Annotated in this window: 9 protein-coding genes; 8 read left to right on the top strand and 1 reads right to left on the bottom strand. The window is 71.0% G+C overall.

Annotated elements, in window-relative coordinates:
- Positions 1-76: 76 nt before the first annotated feature.
- Positions 77-1,525 carry an aldehyde dehydrogenase family protein gene (locus ACFZDK_RS31800; RefSeq protein WP_390977372.1) on the top strand — a complete coding sequence of 483 codons (1,449 nt, stop codon included), beginning with the start codon at positions 77-79 and terminating at the stop codon, positions 1,523-1,525.
- Between the two features lie 90 nt (positions 1,526-1,615).
- Here ACFZDK_RS31800 and ACFZDK_RS31795 read toward each other — a convergent pair whose 3' ends face one another.
- On the bottom strand, positions 1,616-4,456 hold the full coding sequence (locus ACFZDK_RS31795; RefSeq protein ID WP_390977371.1) for a glycoside hydrolase family 3 C-terminal domain-containing protein: 2,841 nt from the start codon (positions 4,454-4,456) through the stop codon (positions 1,616-1,618).
- Positions 4,457-4,815: 359 nt separating this feature from the next.
- Between ACFZDK_RS31795 and ACFZDK_RS31790 the strand changes: the two genes are divergently transcribed.
- From ACFZDK_RS31790 to ACFZDK_RS31760, 7 genes are all read left to right on the top strand, one after another.
- Positions 4,816-6,507, top strand: a complete 1,692-nt coding sequence (locus tag ACFZDK_RS31790; RefSeq protein ID WP_390977370.1) for an extracellular solute-binding protein — start codon at positions 4,816-4,818, stop codon at positions 6,505-6,507.
- A gap of 27 nt (positions 6,508-6,534) precedes the next feature.
- Complete coding sequence (locus ACFZDK_RS31785; RefSeq protein ID WP_390977369.1) at positions 6,535-7,572, top strand: ABC transporter permease subunit; 1,038 nt, start codon at positions 6,535-6,537, stop codon at positions 7,570-7,572.
- Entirely contained in the window at positions 7,569-8,507 is a 939-nt protein-coding gene (locus ACFZDK_RS31780; RefSeq protein WP_390977368.1) for an ABC transporter permease subunit, read from the top strand. Before ACFZDK_RS31785 ends, ACFZDK_RS31780 begins: the two co-directional genes overlap by 4 nt.
- Before the next feature lie 331 nt (positions 8,508-8,838).
- The gene (locus ACFZDK_RS31775; RefSeq protein ID WP_390977367.1) at positions 8,839-11,031 is read left to right on the top strand and encodes a 1,4-beta-glucanase; all 2,193 of its coding nucleotides are present in this window, start codon (positions 8,839-8,841) and stop codon (positions 11,029-11,031) included.
- Complete coding sequence (locus ACFZDK_RS31770; RefSeq protein ID WP_390977366.1) at positions 11,028-13,034, top strand: beta-galactosidase; 2,007 nt, start codon at positions 11,028-11,030, stop codon at positions 13,032-13,034. The genes ACFZDK_RS31775 and ACFZDK_RS31770 overlap by 4 nt, the downstream gene beginning before the upstream one ends.
- Positions 13,031-15,232: a glycoside hydrolase N-terminal domain-containing protein gene (locus tag ACFZDK_RS31765; RefSeq protein WP_390977365.1), complete on the top strand. Its 2,202-nt coding sequence runs from the start codon at positions 13,031-13,033 to the stop codon at positions 15,230-15,232. Before ACFZDK_RS31770 ends, ACFZDK_RS31765 begins: the two co-directional genes overlap by 4 nt.
- Before the next feature lie 35 nt (positions 15,233-15,267).
- Positions 15,268-15,981, top strand: a complete 714-nt coding sequence (locus ACFZDK_RS31760; protein WP_390977363.1) for a hypothetical protein — start codon at positions 15,268-15,270, stop codon at positions 15,979-15,981.
- The last annotated feature ends 39 nt before the right edge of the window (positions 15,982-16,020 follow it).

Raw genomic sequence — 16,020 nt, 5'->3', positions numbered from 1 at the left:
CTTCGCCCGCGCCGACCTACGGTGGAGTCGAAAGCCAAGCACACACCCCTCTACGCGGAAGGGCCGGGACTCGCACATGACCTCCACCCACGCCTTCTGGCTCGCCGGCCGTCAGGTCACCGGCGAGGACACCTTCGACGTCACCAGCCCGTGGGACGGGCGCCTCGTCGGCAAGGTCAGCGTGCCCTCCGACGACCAGGTCGAGGAGGCGGTCGCCGCCGCGTACGCCGTACGGGACGAGTTCGCCGCCACCCCGGCCCACGTACGCGCCGCGGCCCTCGACCACGTCAGCCGCCGGCTCGCCGAGCGCACCGAGGAGATAGCCCAGCTGATCTCCGCCGAGAACGGCAAGCCGATCAAGTGGGCGCGCGGCGAGGTCGGCCGTGCCGTCTCCGTCTTCCGGTTCGCCGCCGAGGAGGCCCGCCGCTTCAACAGCGGCGAGGCCCAGCGCCTGGACACCGACCTCGGTGGCCAGGGCCGGCTCGCGCTGACCCGCCGCTTCCCGAAGGGCGTCGTCCTCGGCATCGCGCCCTTCAACTTCCCGCTCAACCTCTGCGCCCACAAGATCGCCCCGGCGATCGCGGCCGGTGCGCCGATCATCCTCAAGCCGGCCCCGGCCACCCCGCTCTCCGGCCTGATCATCGGTGACCTGCTCGCCGAGACGACCGGTCTCCCGGCCGGCTCCTGGTCGATCCTCCCGGTCGCCAACGACAAGATGGCCGCCCTCGTCCAGGACGAGCGCCTCCCGGTCATCTCGTTCACCGGTTCCGAGAAGGTCGGCTACTCGATCATGGACTCGGTGCCGCGCAAGCACTGCACCCTGGAGCTCGGCGGCAACGGCGCCGCGGTCGTCCTGGCCGACTACGCCTCCGACGCCGACCTCGACTGGGCCGCCACCCGCATCGCGACCTTCTCGAACTACCAGGGTGGCCAGTCCTGCATCTCCGTGCAGCGGGTCATCGCCGACGCGTCCGTCTACGACCGTCTCCTCCCGCGCATCGTCGCCGCCGTCGAGGCCCAGGTCACCGGTGACCCGGCGGACGCCAAGACCGACGTCGGCCCGCTGGTCAGCGAGGCGGCCGCGGAGCGCGTCGAGGCGTGGGTGAAGGAGGCCGTCGAGGACGGCGCCACCCTGCTCACGGGCGGCGACCGCGACGGCGCCACCTACGCGCCGACCGTCCTCACCGACGTCCCGGCCGACACCACCGTCTCCTGCGAGGAGGTCTTCGGACCCGTCCTCACCGTGCAGAAGGTGTACGGCGAGGCGGAGGCCTTCGCCGCCGTCAACGACTCCAAGTACGGCCTCCAGGCGGGCGTCTTCACCCACGACCTGCAGACCGCCTTCCGCGCCCACCGCGCACTGGAGGTCGGCGGCGTGATCGTCGGCGACGTCCCCTCCTACCGCGCCGACCAGATGCCGTACGGCGGCGTCAAGCAGTCCGGCGTCGGCCGCGAGGGCGTCAGGTTCGCGATGGACGACTACACCTACGAGCGCGTCCTGGTCCTCACCGGCCTCGCCCTCTGACCTGCCACGGACAGCTCGGAGAGCGACGCAACGGCCGCAGCCCGCTGTGCGGGGGCTGCGGCCGTTCCGTGTGCCGACCGCTCCGGACCCTCAACCGGAGAAGCCGACGTGCGCGAGCCGCAGCGGGCCGCGCAGTGCGAGGCGGACGTCGTGGACGCCCTCGGCGGCGATGCCGGCGGTGAGTGAGACGTATGCGTACGCGTCGGGCGTCGGCTCGGCGAGTGTCAGCGCCGCCAGCAACGGGCCGCCGTCCAGGGTGAGTTCCAGCGTGCCCGTGCCCGACACCCGTGCGGTCACCCCCGTCGCTCCCTGACCGAAGTCGCAGTTCCGGTAGACGAGTTCACCGGGGCCTTCGCCCTCGGGGGTGACCGCGTCGCCCTCCGACTTCGTACGGTCCACGATCGCGATGCCCGACTGCTCGTCGAAGTCGGCCGCGTCCAGGCCGCGTTCGACGACGGGGCGCGGTGCCGCCCGCTCGCCGTCCAGGACCAGCGTCGTACGCAGGCGGACGTCCTCGCTGGACGCGCCGACCAGGACGTCGTACGGACCCTGCTCAAGGCGCCGTCGGCCGTGCGCCACGTCCCAGAACCCGAAGGCGGAGAGCGGGACTTCGAAGTCGGTCTCGGCTCGTTCGCCGGGGCCCAGGGTGAGGCGGCGGTGGGCGAGGAGTTCGCGGCGCGGGCGGGTCGACGACGGCTCGACGGGCCGGGTGTAGAGCTGGACCACCTCGTCCGCCGTGACATCGCCGGTGTTGGCGACCGCGAAGGTCACGCGGAGGGTCCCGCCCGTCACCTCGGTCGCCAGGTCCGCGTAGGAGAAGGACGCGTAGGACAGCCCGTGGCCGAACGGGAAGAGCGGGGTGCCCTCGAAGTAGAGGTACGTCTGGCGGGCGCCCAGGATGTCGTAGTCAAGGAGGCCGGGCAGGTCGGCGTCGGCGGCGTACCAGGTCTGCGGGAGGCGGCCCGCGGGGGAGACGTCACCGGCCAGGACGCGGGCGAGGGCGGTGCCGGCCGCCTGGCCGCCGTGAGCCGTCCAGAGCACGGCCGGGAGACGGGCCACGTCCACCGCGTAGGGGTAGGCGGACGTCAGTGCCAGCACGGTCCTCGGGTTCGCGGCGCGGGCGGCGCGCAGGAGACGCTCCTGGTGCGGGGGCAGGGCCAGGGTCGTACGGTCCTCGGTCTCGCGGCCGTTGATGTGCGGGTCGTTGCCCGCGACCACCAGGACGGCGTCGGCCGCGGCGGCCACCCTGGCGACGGCGTCCGCACCCCGTTCGACGATGATCAGTTCGAAGATGGAAGCGTTTTCGGCGGCAACCCTCACCCCGTCGGCGGCGACAGAGACGTGGCGACCCGTGCCGAGATGCCGGAGGAGGTGACCGTTGTCATGGGGTTCCAGGCGGAATGTCTCCTGGACGACCCAGCCGCCGGGCTGGTCCGCGGCGGCGCGGACGAAGCCGTCGTCGGCGACCGAGAGGTAGCGGCCGTCCGGCGCGCGCAGCGTCAGCACCCCCTCGCCCCAGTCGACGAGGGCGAACTCGGTGCCGGTGGCGTCGGCGGTGAGCGGTGGCAGGTCCGTCCGGCCCGCGAGCAGCGCCGGGTCCAGGGCGCCCGCCGCACCGCGCACCTCGTCGGCGGCCTCGGGGGCCGGCGGTACGTGCAGGAAGGTGCCGTCCGCGAGCTTCAGCCGGACCCGGTCCACGCCCTCCGCGAACTCCACGCGCTCCGCGCCGAACCGCTCGTACAGGCCCTCCAGGGGAGTCGAGCGGTGGATCAACGTGCCGCTGTACCAGTCGAGTTTGCACTCGTCGGCGAGCAGGCCGACCACGGCGAGCCGGGTGTCGGACGCGAGGGGGAGCAAGGAGTCGTCGTTCTTGAGCAGGACGACCGCCTGTTCCGCCGCTTCCTGGGCGAGCGCGCGGTGTGCCGGGGTGTCGAACTCGGCGGTGCCCGGATGCGGGTCGTCGTGCGGGTCGAACTCGCCCAGGCGGAACCGGACCGAGAGCTGGCGGCGGACCGCCGTGTCGATGTCCGCCTCGGTCACCAGGCCCCGCTCCAGGGCTCCCTGGATCCGCGCGGTGATCTGCGAGCCGTCCGTGCCGTGGTCGGTGAAGCTGTCGACGCCGGCGAGCAGGGCGGCCGCCGTGGCTTCCTCGTGGGTGTCGAAGTAGTGCTCGTGGTCGACCAGGTTGGAGGGCGCGCCGGCGTCCGAGCAGACCAGCAGGTCCTCGTCGGTCCAGGTGCGCAGGTGCTCGCGCAGGTACGGGGAGACGTGGTTGGGGCGGCCGTTGACCAGGTTGTAGGCGGGCATCACCCCGGCCACCGCGCCCGCCTCCACGGTCTCCCGGAAGGCGCGCAGGTCGTACTCGTGCAGCACGCGCGGGCGGACCGAGGAGGAGGAAGTGGCGCGGTCGGTCTCGTTGTTGTGGGCCAGCCAGTGCTTGAGGACGGGGGCCGTGCGCCAGTACACCGGGTGGTCGCCGCGCAGGCCCCGGGTGTAGGCGGTGGCGATGGCGGAGGTCAGCTTCGGGTCCTCGGAGTAGCCCTCCTCGTTACGGCCCCAGAGGGGGTGGCGCAGCAGGTTGACCGTGGGGGCCCAGACGTTGAGGCCGACGCGGTCGTCGCGGGCGCGCATCGCCCGGACCTCCTTGGACACGGCCTCGCCGACCCGGCGGACCAGCTCGGTGTTCCAGGTGGCGCCGAGCCCCACCGCCTGCGGGAACACCGTCGCCGGGCCCATCCAGGCGACCCCGTGCAGGGCCTCCTGGCCGGTGCGGAAGGCGGCGATGCCCAGACGGTCCACGGCGGGCGCGAACTGGTGCAGGAAGGAGACCTTCTCGTCCAGGGTGAGCCGCGTCAGCAGGTCGTCGATGCGCTTCGCGAACGGCAGGTGCGGATCGCGGAAAGGCGGCGTAGGCGGCGTTTTTGCGGTCACGTGCGGTTCCCCTTGCGATGGAGCGGCGAGGCGCTTTCGAAGCGCTTCGATGCTCATTCGACGCAGGGGTGGGTGTCAAGAGACCCACATCGATATTTCAAGCAGCGCATACAGAGAGGTCACCCGCGTCGGCTTGGAGGAATCTTGGAAGCGACCCTTGTGCACCCCCGGGTGTTCACTTAACCTCGCAGCAACATCGAAGCGCTTCGACTAGCCGGTCCGCCCCAGCGCCACACGACAGGGGACGCACCACAGGGGTCGTAGGTCGGAGGATCGCTTCAGCTCAGCCAGTTCCACTCGAGACACCGCAGCCGACGGCCACCGCCGGGTGTCCTGGTGCGCCATGAAGGGTTGACGCAATGACGCCGAACGCCGCTTCCGCCTCCTCCGGGCCGAGCCGGAGAACTTTCCTCGCCTCCACGGCAGTCGCCACCGCAGCGGTGGCGGGCGGGATGCCGCTGCTCGCCGCCTGCGGGGCGTCGGACACCGGGTCGGGCGGGGGCTCCTCCTCGGGCAAGGACGCGAAGAAGCTGCTGCCGTCGTACGTCGCCAACAACGTGGTGACGCCGGACATCCCGTCGAAGAACGGCTCGTCGATCGGCTTCACCAGCAAGCTCGACCTGGCCACCCTGAAGACCTCGGTCCCGAAGAAGCTCGGCACGGGCGGCAAGGTCACCATCATGGCCCCGTTCTGGGGCTCCCCGCCGAAGCAGGACAACGCCTACTACAAGGCGATGAACAGCATGATCGGCGTCGACGTCGAGTGGCAGAACCAGGACGGCAACACCTACGACCAGAAGCTGGGCGCGGTCCTCGCCTCCAGCGAGGTGCCGGACGTCGTGGTCGTCCCGAACTGGAACATGGGCGGCAAGATACCCACCGCCATCATCAGCAAGTTCGCCGACCTCGGCCCGTACCTGTCCGGCGACAAGGTCAAGGACTACCCGAACCTCGCCGCCATCCCGACCGACGCCTGGCGCCGGTGCATCTTCGGCGGCAAGCTGCGCGGCCTGCCGATGCCGGCCTCGTACGTGACCAACATCGTGCCCTTCTACCGCAAGGACATCTTCGACAAGAAGGGGTACGAGGTCCCGCGCTCGGCGGCCGAGTTCCTCGCCCTGGCCAAGGAGATCACCAACGCCAAGGCCAAGCGCTGGGCCTGCATGGACATGAAGTGGACCGCCTGGCAGATGTTCAGCGTGCTGTCCGGCAGCGAGAAGCCGCTCGGCTGGAACCTCGTCGACGGCAAGCTGGTCAACCGCATCGAGACCCAGGAATACCTCGAAGCGCTGGAGTGGACCCGTAAGCTCTTCGCCGCCGGGGTCGTCCACCCCGACTCCATGCTGGGCAAGAACGCCCCCGACGCGGGACCCAAGTTCGCGGCCGGCGAGTTCCTGATCTACCCCAACGACATCAGCCAGTGGTGGAGCCGCACCGCCGAACAGGCCACCCAGAACCCGGACTACAAGATCTGGGGCATGGACGTCTACGCCCACGACGGCGGCAACCCGCAGGTCTGGGCCGAACAGCCCGCCGGCATCTTCGCCTTCATCAACAAGAAGGCCTCGGAGTCCGTGATCCACGACGTGCTGGCCGTCGCCAACACCACCGCCGCGCCGTACGGCACCAAGGAGTACATGGCCACCAACTACGGCGTCGAGGGCACCCACTACACCGTCAAGAACGGTGTGCCCACCAAGACCACCCAGGGCAACAACGAGGTCATCAACGCCTACGTGATGGTCGCCAGCCCCGCCTCCACCATTGCCCACCCCGACTTCCCCGAGGTCGCCAAGGCCCAGGTCGAGTGGCAGCAGCGGATGGGCTCCTTCACCAAGAAGTCCAGCTTCTTCGGCCAGATGATCACCGAGCCGTCCCGCTACACCAACCTCATGAACGACTTCGAGCAGCTCGAAGACGACATCACGCGCGGCCGCAAGAAGATCAGCGACATGCAGCAGGCCGTCTCCGACTGGAAGAGCAAGGGCGGCGACAGGCTGCGCGACTGGTACCAGAAGCTGCTCGACGACAACGGTTCGTCCGCGAGCTGACCAGGCACCGAGGCAAGGAGAACGGCCGTGTCCCACAGCACGGTGCCTCGCAGCAGGGCCGAGGCAGACGACAGAGCGGGGAGGACTCCGGTGGCGTCCGACGGCACCACCGGAACCCGGAAGAAGGAGAAGGCCGGGAAACTGAGCCTGCGTCTCAGATTCAGACGCGACCGCGTACTGATCCTGATGACACTGCCGGCGATCCTGCTGCTCCTGGTCTTCAACTACCTGCCGATCCTCGGCAACATCGTCGCCTTCCAGGACTACGACCCGTACGTCAGCGACAACGGCATCGTCTCCATGCTGCACAGCGCCTGGGTGGGCGTGGAGAACTTCCAGCAGATCTTCGCGGACTCGGCGTTCTGGAACGCGGTGAAGAACACCCTGGTGCTGTTCTTCCTGCAGCTCGTGCTGTTCTTCCCGATCCCGATCGCGCTCGCCCTGCTCATCAACAGCGTGGTCCGGCCCCGGGTACGGGCGCTCGCGCAGGCGGTCCTGTACCTCCCGCACTTCTTCTCCTGGGTGCTGGTCATCTCCGTCTTCCAGCAGATCTTCGGCGGCGCGGGCCTGCTGTCGCAGCTGCTGCGGCAGCACGGCTACGACGGCCTCGACATCATGTCCGACCCGTCGACCTTCAAGTTCCTGGTCACGGCGGAGGGCGTCTGGAAGGACGCCGGCTGGGGGATCATCGTCTTCCTGGCGGCGCTGGCGTCCGTGAGCCCGGACCTCTACGAGGCGGCGGCGATGGACGGGGCGGGCCGCTGGCGCCGCATGTGGCATGTCACATTGCCCGCCCTGCGGCCGGTGATCGCCCTGCTGCTGGTGCTGCGGGTGGGTGACGCGCTGACGGTCGGTTTCGAGCAGATCCTGTTGCAGCGCGATGCCGTCGGCCCCGGGGCCTCGGAGGTCCTCGACACCTTCGTCTGGTGGAACGGCGTCCGCAACCAGGACTTCGGCTACGCGGCCGCCGCCGGCCTGATCAAGGGCGTGGTCAGCCTCGGCCTGGTCCTCGCCGCGAACAAGGTGGCCCATCTCATGGGCGAGCAGGGGGTGTACAAGAAATGACCGCCGTCATCGACAAGCCGCCCGTACGGGAACCGTCCCGGTGGGCCGCGCCGCCCCGGCCGGTGTGGGAGGAGGAGCCGAGCAGGGCCGGAGTGGCCGGCAAAGGACTCGTCCTCGCCCTCGCCTGCCTGGGCGTCCTCTTCCCGCTGTGGATCATCGTCGTCACCAGCCTCTCCTCGCGGAAGACCATCGACCAGGCCGGCGGGCTGGTGATGGTGCCCAAGGGCATCACCTTCGTCGCCTACAAGGAGCTGTTGAGCGGCGGCCAGGTCACCCGTGCCACGGTCATCAGCGTCCTCATCACCCTCGTCGGCACGCTGTTCTCGATGGCCGTGTCGGTCCTGTGCGCCTACGGCCTCTCGCGCATCGGCTCGCTCGGCCACCGCTGGTTCCTGATGCTGCTGCTCGCGACGATGTTCTTCAGCGCGGGCCTGATCCCGACGTACCTGCTGGTCCAGTCCCTGGGCCTGACCGACAGCTATCTCGCCCTGATCCTGCCGAGCGCGGTGAGCGTCTTCAACATCCTCGTCCTGCGCGGTTTCTTCATGGGCATCTCGCAGGAACTGATCGACAGCGCGCGCATCGACGGCGCCGGTGACTTCCGGATCCTGTGGCAGATCGTCATGCCGCTGTCCCGGGCGGTCCTCGCGGTCATCACGCTCTTCTACGCGGTCGGGTACTGGAGCGCGTGGTTCAACGCGTCCCTCTACCTCAACGACCAGGACAAGATGCCGCTGCAGAACGTCATGATCCAGCTGGTCCAGAAGCAGCAGGCCCCGGTGGGGCTGGGCCAGGCGATCAAGACGGGGGAGCTGTCGGGACTGGCGGTGCAGATGGCGGTGATGGTGATGGCGCTGCTGCCGGTGGCGGTCCTTTCGCCGTTCGTCCAGAAGCACTTCAAGAAGGGGATGCTGACCGGGGCGGTCAAGGGGTAGCCGACTGCGCCTTCTGAGGGGAGTGGCGGGGAGCGGCTGCGGCTGCGGGTGAGTGGAGCTGGTCGCGCAGTTCCTCCCCCAGCCTTCGGCCGGGGGACCCCCAGCGTCCCTGAAGGGGCGCTGCAGCCGTCGCTTCTTCAAAGCCGCGGGCAGTCGTGCCTCCCCCAGTGCCTTAAGGGCCTGGGAGGTGCCCCCAGGGCGGCACGGGTGGGCGCTGGGGGTCCCCCCGGCCGAAGGCTGGGGGAGGCACCCTGCCGGCGCCGGTAAGCGTCCCCCGCCCCCAGCCTCCACCCCCGACCACCAACCCACCCACGCCCACCGAAGGTTCCCCATGCCCACCCTGAGCCGCAGAACCGTCCTTGCCGGTACGGCAGCAGCGACCGCCGTCACCGCCCTGCCCACCTTCACGGCCACCGCCCACGCGGCCGAGCCCCAGCCGCGGGCGTACCGCTGGCGCAACGCGGTGATCGGCGGCACCGGCTTCGTCACCGGTGTCCTCTTCCACCCCACCACCCCCGGCCTCGCCTACGCCCGTACGGACATCGGCGGCGCCTACCGCTGGGACGACCGGGCCGCCCGCTGGACCCCCCTCACCGACCAGCTCGGCTGGGACGACTGGAACCTCCTCGGGGTGGAGGCGCTCGCCGTCGACCCCGCCCACCCGGACCGGCTCTACCTGGCCCTCGGCACCTACGCCCAGTCCTGGGCCGGCAACGGCGCGATCCTGCGCTCGGAGGACCGCGGCGCCAGCTGGACCCGGACCGACCTCACCGTGAAGCTCGGCGCCAACGAGGACGGCCGGGGCATGGGCGAGCGTCTCCTCGTCGACCCGCGGGACAGCGACACCCTGTGGCTGGGCACCCGGCACGACGGACTGCTCAGGTCGACGGACCGCGGGGCCACTTGGGCGGCGGCGCCCGGCTTCCCGGCCACCCCCGCCGCCTCCGGCCAGGGCGTCAGCCTGCTCGTCGCCGTCGGCCGCGCCGTCTACGCCGGCTGGGCGGACGGCGACGGCGGCGCGAGCGCCGTCAACCTGTACCGCACCTCCGACGGGACGGACTGGCAGGCCGTGCCCGGGCAGCCCACCGGCACCGCCGCCAAGGTCCCGATCCGCGCTGCTTACGACCGCCACGCCCGCGAGCTGTACGTGACGTACGCCGACGCCCCCGGTCCCAACGGCCAGGCGGACGGAAGCGTGCACAAGCTGGCCGTCGGCAGCGGCCGGTGGTCCGACGTCACCCCGGCCGCACCCGGCGGCAGCGACACCTTCGGCTACGGCGGGGTCGCCGTGGACGCCCGTCACCCCGGCACCGTCGTCGTCTCCACCAACAACCGCTGGGCGGCCGTCGACACCCTCTACCGGACCACCGACGGCGGCCGGACGTGGACGTCCCTCAAGGACTCCGCTGTCTTCGACGTGACCGAGACTCCCTTCCTGAAGTGGGGCGGCGACCAGCCCAAGTTCGGGTGGTGGATCCAGGCCGTGGCGGTGGATCCGTACGACTCCCGGCACATCGTGTACGGCACCGGCGCCACCCTCTACGGCACCCGCGACCTCGTCCACTGGGCCCCGCGGGTCCGCGGCCTGGAGGAGACGTCCGTGGTCCAGCTGGTGTCGCCCCCGGTCGGGGAGGCACACCTGCTGAGCGGCTCAGGGGACATCGGCGTGATGTACCACGAGCGGCTCACCGCGTCTCCGTCCCGCGGTATGGCCACGAACCCCGTGTTCGGGTCGGCGACGGGGCTCGCGCAGGCCGCGGGCAGGCCGGCGTACGTGGTCCGCACCGGCTGGGGCGACCACGGCAACGGCGCGTACTCGAACGACGGGGGCCGGACCTGGGCGCCCTTCGCCGCCCAGCCCTCCCTCGCCCACGACGCACCGGGGCCGATCGCCACCACCGCCGACGGCAGCGCGCTGCTGTGGTCCTTCGTGCACTGGGACGGGACCAAGTACCCCGCCCACCGGTCGGACGACAACGGCGCCACCTGGACCGAGATCTCCTCCTTCCCGAAGGGCGCCACGCCGGTCGCCGACCCGGCCGACCCGACGCTCTTCTACGCGTACGACACCGACACCGGAACGCTACAAGCCAGCACTGACAGTGGCCGTTCGTTCACGGCGCGTGCGACCGGGCTGCCCGCCGGGGACAGCCAGTTCCAGCTGGTCGCGGCGCCCGGCCGGTCCGGCGACCTGTGGCTGAGCGTGAAGTGGAACGGCTTGTACCGGTCCACTGACGGGGGTGCCACCTTCGCCAAGGTCGGCAGTTGCCGGGCCGCCTACACCCTCGGCTTCGGCAAGGCGGCGCCCGGCGCCGACTACCCGGCGATCTACCTCGTCGGCTCCACCGAGGCCGTCACCGCCATCCACCGCTCCGACGACGAGGCCGCGACCTGGACCCGTATCAACGACGACCGGCACCAGTGGGGCTGGACCGGGCAGGCCGTCACCGGCGACCCGCGCATCCACGGCCGGGTCTACCTCGCCACCAACGGACGCGGCATCCAGTACGGAGAACCGGTATGACGGCCGAACGCAGGCGCCCCGGACTCTCCGACACCACCCGGGGCCGCATCCTCTTCGGCGGTGACTACAACCCCGAGCAGTGGCCCGAGGAGACCTGGCAGGAGGACGTCCGGCTGATGGGGGCCGCCGGCGTCAACTCCGTGACCATGGGTGTCTTCTCCTGGGCGAAGCTGGAACCCCAGCCGGGGGAGCGGGAGTTCGGCTGGCTGGACCGGCTCATGGACCTGATGCACGACCATGGCATCGGCGTCGTCCTCGCCACCCCGACCTCCTCCCCGCCGCCGTGGCTGGGACGGCTGCACCCGGACACGCTGCCCCGGGACGCCGACGGCCGTACCGAGTGGTGGGGCGGCCGCCAGCACTTCTCCCACTCCAGCGCCACCTACCGCCGCTACGCCGCCGCCATCACCGAGGACCTCGCCGCCCGCTACGGCGGCCACCCCGCCCTCACCATGTGGCACATCAACAACGAGTACTGCACCTTCGACCACGGCGACGAGGCCGCCGCCGCCTTCCGCCGCTGGCTGCGCGAGCGCTACGGCACCCTCGACGCCCTCAACTCGGCCTGGGGGACGGCGTTCTGGAGTCAGGGATACGACACCTGGGACGGCATCCTGCCCGCGCGTCACGCCCACTACCTGAAGAACCCCACCCAGGTGCTGGACTTCCGCCGCTTCACCTCCGACATGCTTCTGGAGTGCTACACGGCCGAACGGGACATCGTGGCCCGGCACACCCCGCACATCCCGGTGACCACCAACTTCATGCCGCTCTGGATCGGCCAGGACGCCTGGCGCTGGGCCGAGGAGGAGGACGTCGTCTCCGTCGACCTCTATCCCGATCCGCGTGATCCGCTGGGCGCGCAGCACGGCGCGCTCGTCCACGACCTCACCCGATCGCAGGCGCGCGGCCCCTGGATGCTGATGGAGCAGGCCGCGGGGCCGGTCAACTGGCGTGGCGTGAACCACCCCAAGCCGCGCGGGCTCAACCGTCAGTGGTCCCTCCAGGCCGTGGCCCGGGGAGCGGACGCCGTCTGCTACTTCCAGTGGCGGCAGTCGAGGCAGGGCGCGGAGAAGTTCCACTCCGGGATGGTCAGCCACGCGGGGGAGGAGGGCCGTACGTACCAGGAGGTCAAGCAGCTTGGCGCCGAACTCGCGCGGATCGGCGCGGAAGTGGCCGATCGTCACATCGGCGCGGACATCGCCGTACTCCACGACTGGCACTCCTGGTGGGCCGGCGCCCACGAAGGCCGCCTCTCCACGGAGGTGGACCTCCCCGACGTCCTGCACGCCTGGCACCGCGCCCTGTGGGAGGCGAACCTCACCACCGACTTCGCCCATCCCGAACACGACCTGTCCGCCTACAAGCTGGTGGTCGTCCCTCAGCTCTACCTGCTCACCGACACCGCCGTCGACAACCTCCTCGCCTACGTCCGGATCGGCGGCACCCTCGTCAGCGGCTTCCTCACCGGCGTCGCCGACGAGGACGACCGGATCCGCCCCGGTGGCATGGACGCGCGGCTGCGCGAACTGTTCGGCATCCGCACCCTGCACGAGTGGTGGCCGCTGGACGCGGGGGAGACCGTCGCGTGCGAGGGCTTTTGCGGGACCCTGTGGTCGGAGGAGATCGAGGCCGCGCCCGGGGTCGACGAGGCGGTGGCCTACAAGGGCGGCGAACTCGACGGACTCCCGGCCGTACTGCGCAACGGGCGGGCCTGGTACGTCTCCACGCTCCCGGAACCGGAGGCGCTGCGGGAGCTGGTCGGCGGGATCGCCGCCGGGGCGGGTGTCCGGCCCGTGCTCGACGGGCTGCCGACCGGGGTGGAGGCGGTCCGCCGGGGTGAGCTGCTGTTCCTGTTCCACCACGGGCGGGAGGCGGTGCGGGTCCCGGTGCCCGGCGCACACCAGGACCTGCTCACCGACTCCCTCGTCATTGACGAGATCGTTCTCGGCCGGTACGGAGTGGCGGTGCTGAAGTCACGACGATCACCGGAGCTGCCATGACCACCACCGGCCCCGTCCACGGAACCTGGGAGCCCGCCCCGGCCGCCCGCTGGGAGGACGGCTTCCTGAGCGGCAACGGCCGCCATGGCGCCCTCGTGTTCGGTGATCCGAACGACGACCGCGTCATCGTCACCCATCACACCCTGGTCCGCCCGAACGGCGGCGAACACGCCCGCCCGCCCCGGCTGGCCGCCGGACTCGCGGACGTGCAGGACCGGTTGCTCGCCGGGGACCTGAAGGCCGCCGAGGGCCTCACCGACGGCCGCCCCCTCCAGTGGGTCCAACCCTTCCACCCCGCCTTCCAGACCCGGCTGCGCCGCACAGCGACCGGCGGCGCCGACGGCTATCGCCGCTCCGTCGACTTCACCACCGGCGAGGTCATCGCCACCGCCACCGACTGGGCCAGCCGTGTCTTCGTCTCCCGCGCGGACGACGTGGTCGTGCAGCGGATCACCACCACCGCCGACCTCGACATCTCCCTCGACCACCGACTCCCCGGCGCCCCGCAGGCCCTGGGCGTCGGCCACGGCGCCCTCCGCACCCCCGAGGGCGCCCTGCTCAGCCTCCGCGCCCGCTACCCCGACAGCGACCGCGCCTACACCGGCGTCACCCTCGTCGCCGTCACCGGCGGCACCGCCGAGCTCTCCCCGCCCGGTGTCCGGGTCGCCGGCGCCTCCACCGTGCTCCTCCTCACCCGCGTCCGCCGCCACACCGGCGAGCTCGACGTCGGCGCGGAGGCGCGGGAGCTGCGCGAACTGCTCGCCGACGGGCAGTCGTACGACTCCCTCCTCGCCCGCCACCTCGACCTGCACCGCACCGCCTACACCCGGGTCACCCTCGATCTGGGCGCGGATCCGGCCGAACGGGCGCTGCCGGGCTCCGAGTTGATCAAGCAGCCGTCGAAGGCCGCCCTGCTGGAACGGCTCTTCGCCGCCGGCCGCTACCACCTGCTCTCCGCCTCCGGCCTCAACCCGCCCCGCCTGACCGGGCTGTGGACCGGCGACTGGGACACCGCCTGGTCCGGAGCCTTCACCAACGACGCCAACGTCAATCTCCAGACCGCCTCGGCGGCCATGGCCGACCTGCCCGAAGTCACCGGAGCACAGGCCACCCTGATTCATCGTCAGGTGGCCGACTGGCGGGAGAACGCCCGCGCGGTGTTCGGCGCCCGGGGCGTGGTCGCACCCGCGCACAGCGACGGGGAGTCCGGGCTGTCGTACCACTTCAGCCGCGAGTACCCCCTGCACCTGTGGACCGCCGGCGCCGACTGGCTGCTCAAGCCGCTCGTCGACCACGACGAGATCCGCGGCGAGCGTGATCCGCGCACGGCGGCCGTGCTCGCCGAAGTCGCCGCGTTCTACGAGGACTTCCTCACCCGGTCCGACGCCGACGGGCGGATCGTGGTCGTCCCCTCGTACTCGCCCGAGAACCGGCCCGCCAACGCGAGCTGGGGAGCCATCAACGCGGCGATGGACCTCTCGGCCGCCCGGCACGCCCTGCGTACGGCCGCCGACTACCACCCGGGCCCGGACGCCGACCGCTGGCGCGCCCTCGCCGACCGGCTGCCCGCACACCGTGTCAACGCCGACGGCGCGCTCGCCGAATGGGCCTGGCCGGGGCTCGACGACAGCTACGACCACCGCCACCTCAGCCACCTCTACGGCGTCTGGCCGCTCGACGAGATCACCCCGTACGACACCCCGGACCTCGCGGCGGCCGCCCACCGCGCGCTCGAACTGCGCGGCGCCGAGAACGACTCGGCGCACGGGCACCTCCACCACGCGCTCGTCGCGGCCCGGCTGCGGGACGGCGAACGGGTCGCAGCCGCCCTCGCCCGGGTCCTGGACGGCGATTTCTTCCACGCCTCCCTGATGAGCTCCCACTACCCGGACCTCGACGTCTACAACGCCGACGCCGCGCACACCCTGCCCGCCGTACTGATCGAGGCCCTCGTCCAGTCCACCCCGGACCGCCTGGTCCTGTTCCCGGCACGGCCGCGGGCGCTGCCCGAAGGCCGGCTGCACGGCATCCGCACCCGCTTCGGAGCCGTACTCGACCTGTCCTGGACCCCCGACGGTGCGCGAGCCGTCGTGAAGCCGCACCGGACGCTCCGTATCGACCTGTGGACTTCCTCCGGCGGTCGGCCGCTCGACCTCGTCGCCGGAGAAGACCACGTCCTCACCCTGGGGACGTGGTAGCCACCGCACCTCCCCCCACCCATGGAAGGGACACCATGGCAACACGCACGCTCAGCAGGGTCGCCAAGGCCCTGATCGCCCCCGCGCTCGCCCTCGGCGCCACCGTCGGCCTCGCCTCGGCCCCCGCCTCGGCCGCCGTCTGGAGCTCCTGCGACCAGTGGGGCAACACCACGCTGAACGGCTACACCCTCTACAACAACATCTGGGGCTCCGGCGCCGGCAGCCAGTGCATCTGGGCCAACTCCGGCACCAACTGGGGGGTCTGGGCCAACCACCCCAACACCAGCGGCATCAAGTCCTACCCCAACGCCAAGGCGGTGATCAGCAAGTCGATCACCTCGCTGTCCTCGCTCTCCAGCAGCTACAACGTCACGGTCCCGTCGTCCGGCGCGTACAACACGTCGTACGACATCTGGGACACGGGCTACAAGTACGAGATCATGCTCTGGATGAACTACACGGGCGCCGTCGGCCCGCTCGGCACCTCGCAGGGCACGCTCACCCTGGGCGGCCACACCTGGACCGTCTACAAGGGCAACAACGGCTCCAACGATGTCTTCTCGTTCGTGCGCACCTCGAACTCGTCCTCCGGCACCGTCAACGTCCTGCCGATCCTCAAGTGGATCAAGGACACCAAGGGCTGGTTCGGGAACGTCACCATCGGTGACTTCCAGTTCGGCTTCGAGATCACGTCCTCCTCCGGCGGGCTGGACTTCGCCGTCAACAGCGAGAGCGTCAGCAGCAGTTGAGCGACCGGGCCGGCCCCGCGTGCGGTGCGGGGCCGGCCC

Origin of the sequence: Streptomyces sp. NPDC007901 (assembly GCF_042959465.1) — a bacterium.
In the GTDB taxonomy this organism is placed as follows: domain Bacteria; phylum Actinomycetota; class Actinomycetes; order Streptomycetales; family Streptomycetaceae; genus Streptomyces.
This window is presented reverse-complemented; position numbering and strand designations above follow the sequence as displayed.

Bases quoted from the DNA above. Each gene is read 5' to 3' on its own strand.
- ACFZDK_RS31800 (WP_390977372.1), top strand. From the start codon at position 77: ATGACCTCCACCCACGCCTTCTGGCTCGCCGGCCGTCAGGTCACCGGC.
- ACFZDK_RS31790 (WP_390977370.1), top strand. From the start codon at position 4,816: ATGACGCCGAACGCCGCTTCCGCCTCCTCCGGGCCGAGCCGGAGAACT.
- ACFZDK_RS31780 (WP_390977368.1), top strand. From the start codon at position 7,569: ATGACCGCCGTCATCGACAAGCCGCCCGTACGGGAACCGTCCCGGTGG.
- ACFZDK_RS31775 (WP_390977367.1), top strand. From the start codon at position 8,839: ATGCCCACCCTGAGCCGCAGAACCGTCCTTGCCGGTACGGCAGCAGCG.
- ACFZDK_RS31770 (WP_390977366.1), top strand. From the start codon at position 11,028: ATGACGGCCGAACGCAGGCGCCCCGGACTCTCCGACACCACCCGGGGC.
- ACFZDK_RS31765 (WP_390977365.1), top strand. From the start codon at position 13,031: ATGACCACCACCGGCCCCGTCCACGGAACCTGGGAGCCCGCCCCGGCC.
- ACFZDK_RS31760 (WP_390977363.1), top strand. From the start codon at position 15,268: ATGGCAACACGCACGCTCAGCAGGGTCGCCAAGGCCCTGATCGCCCCC.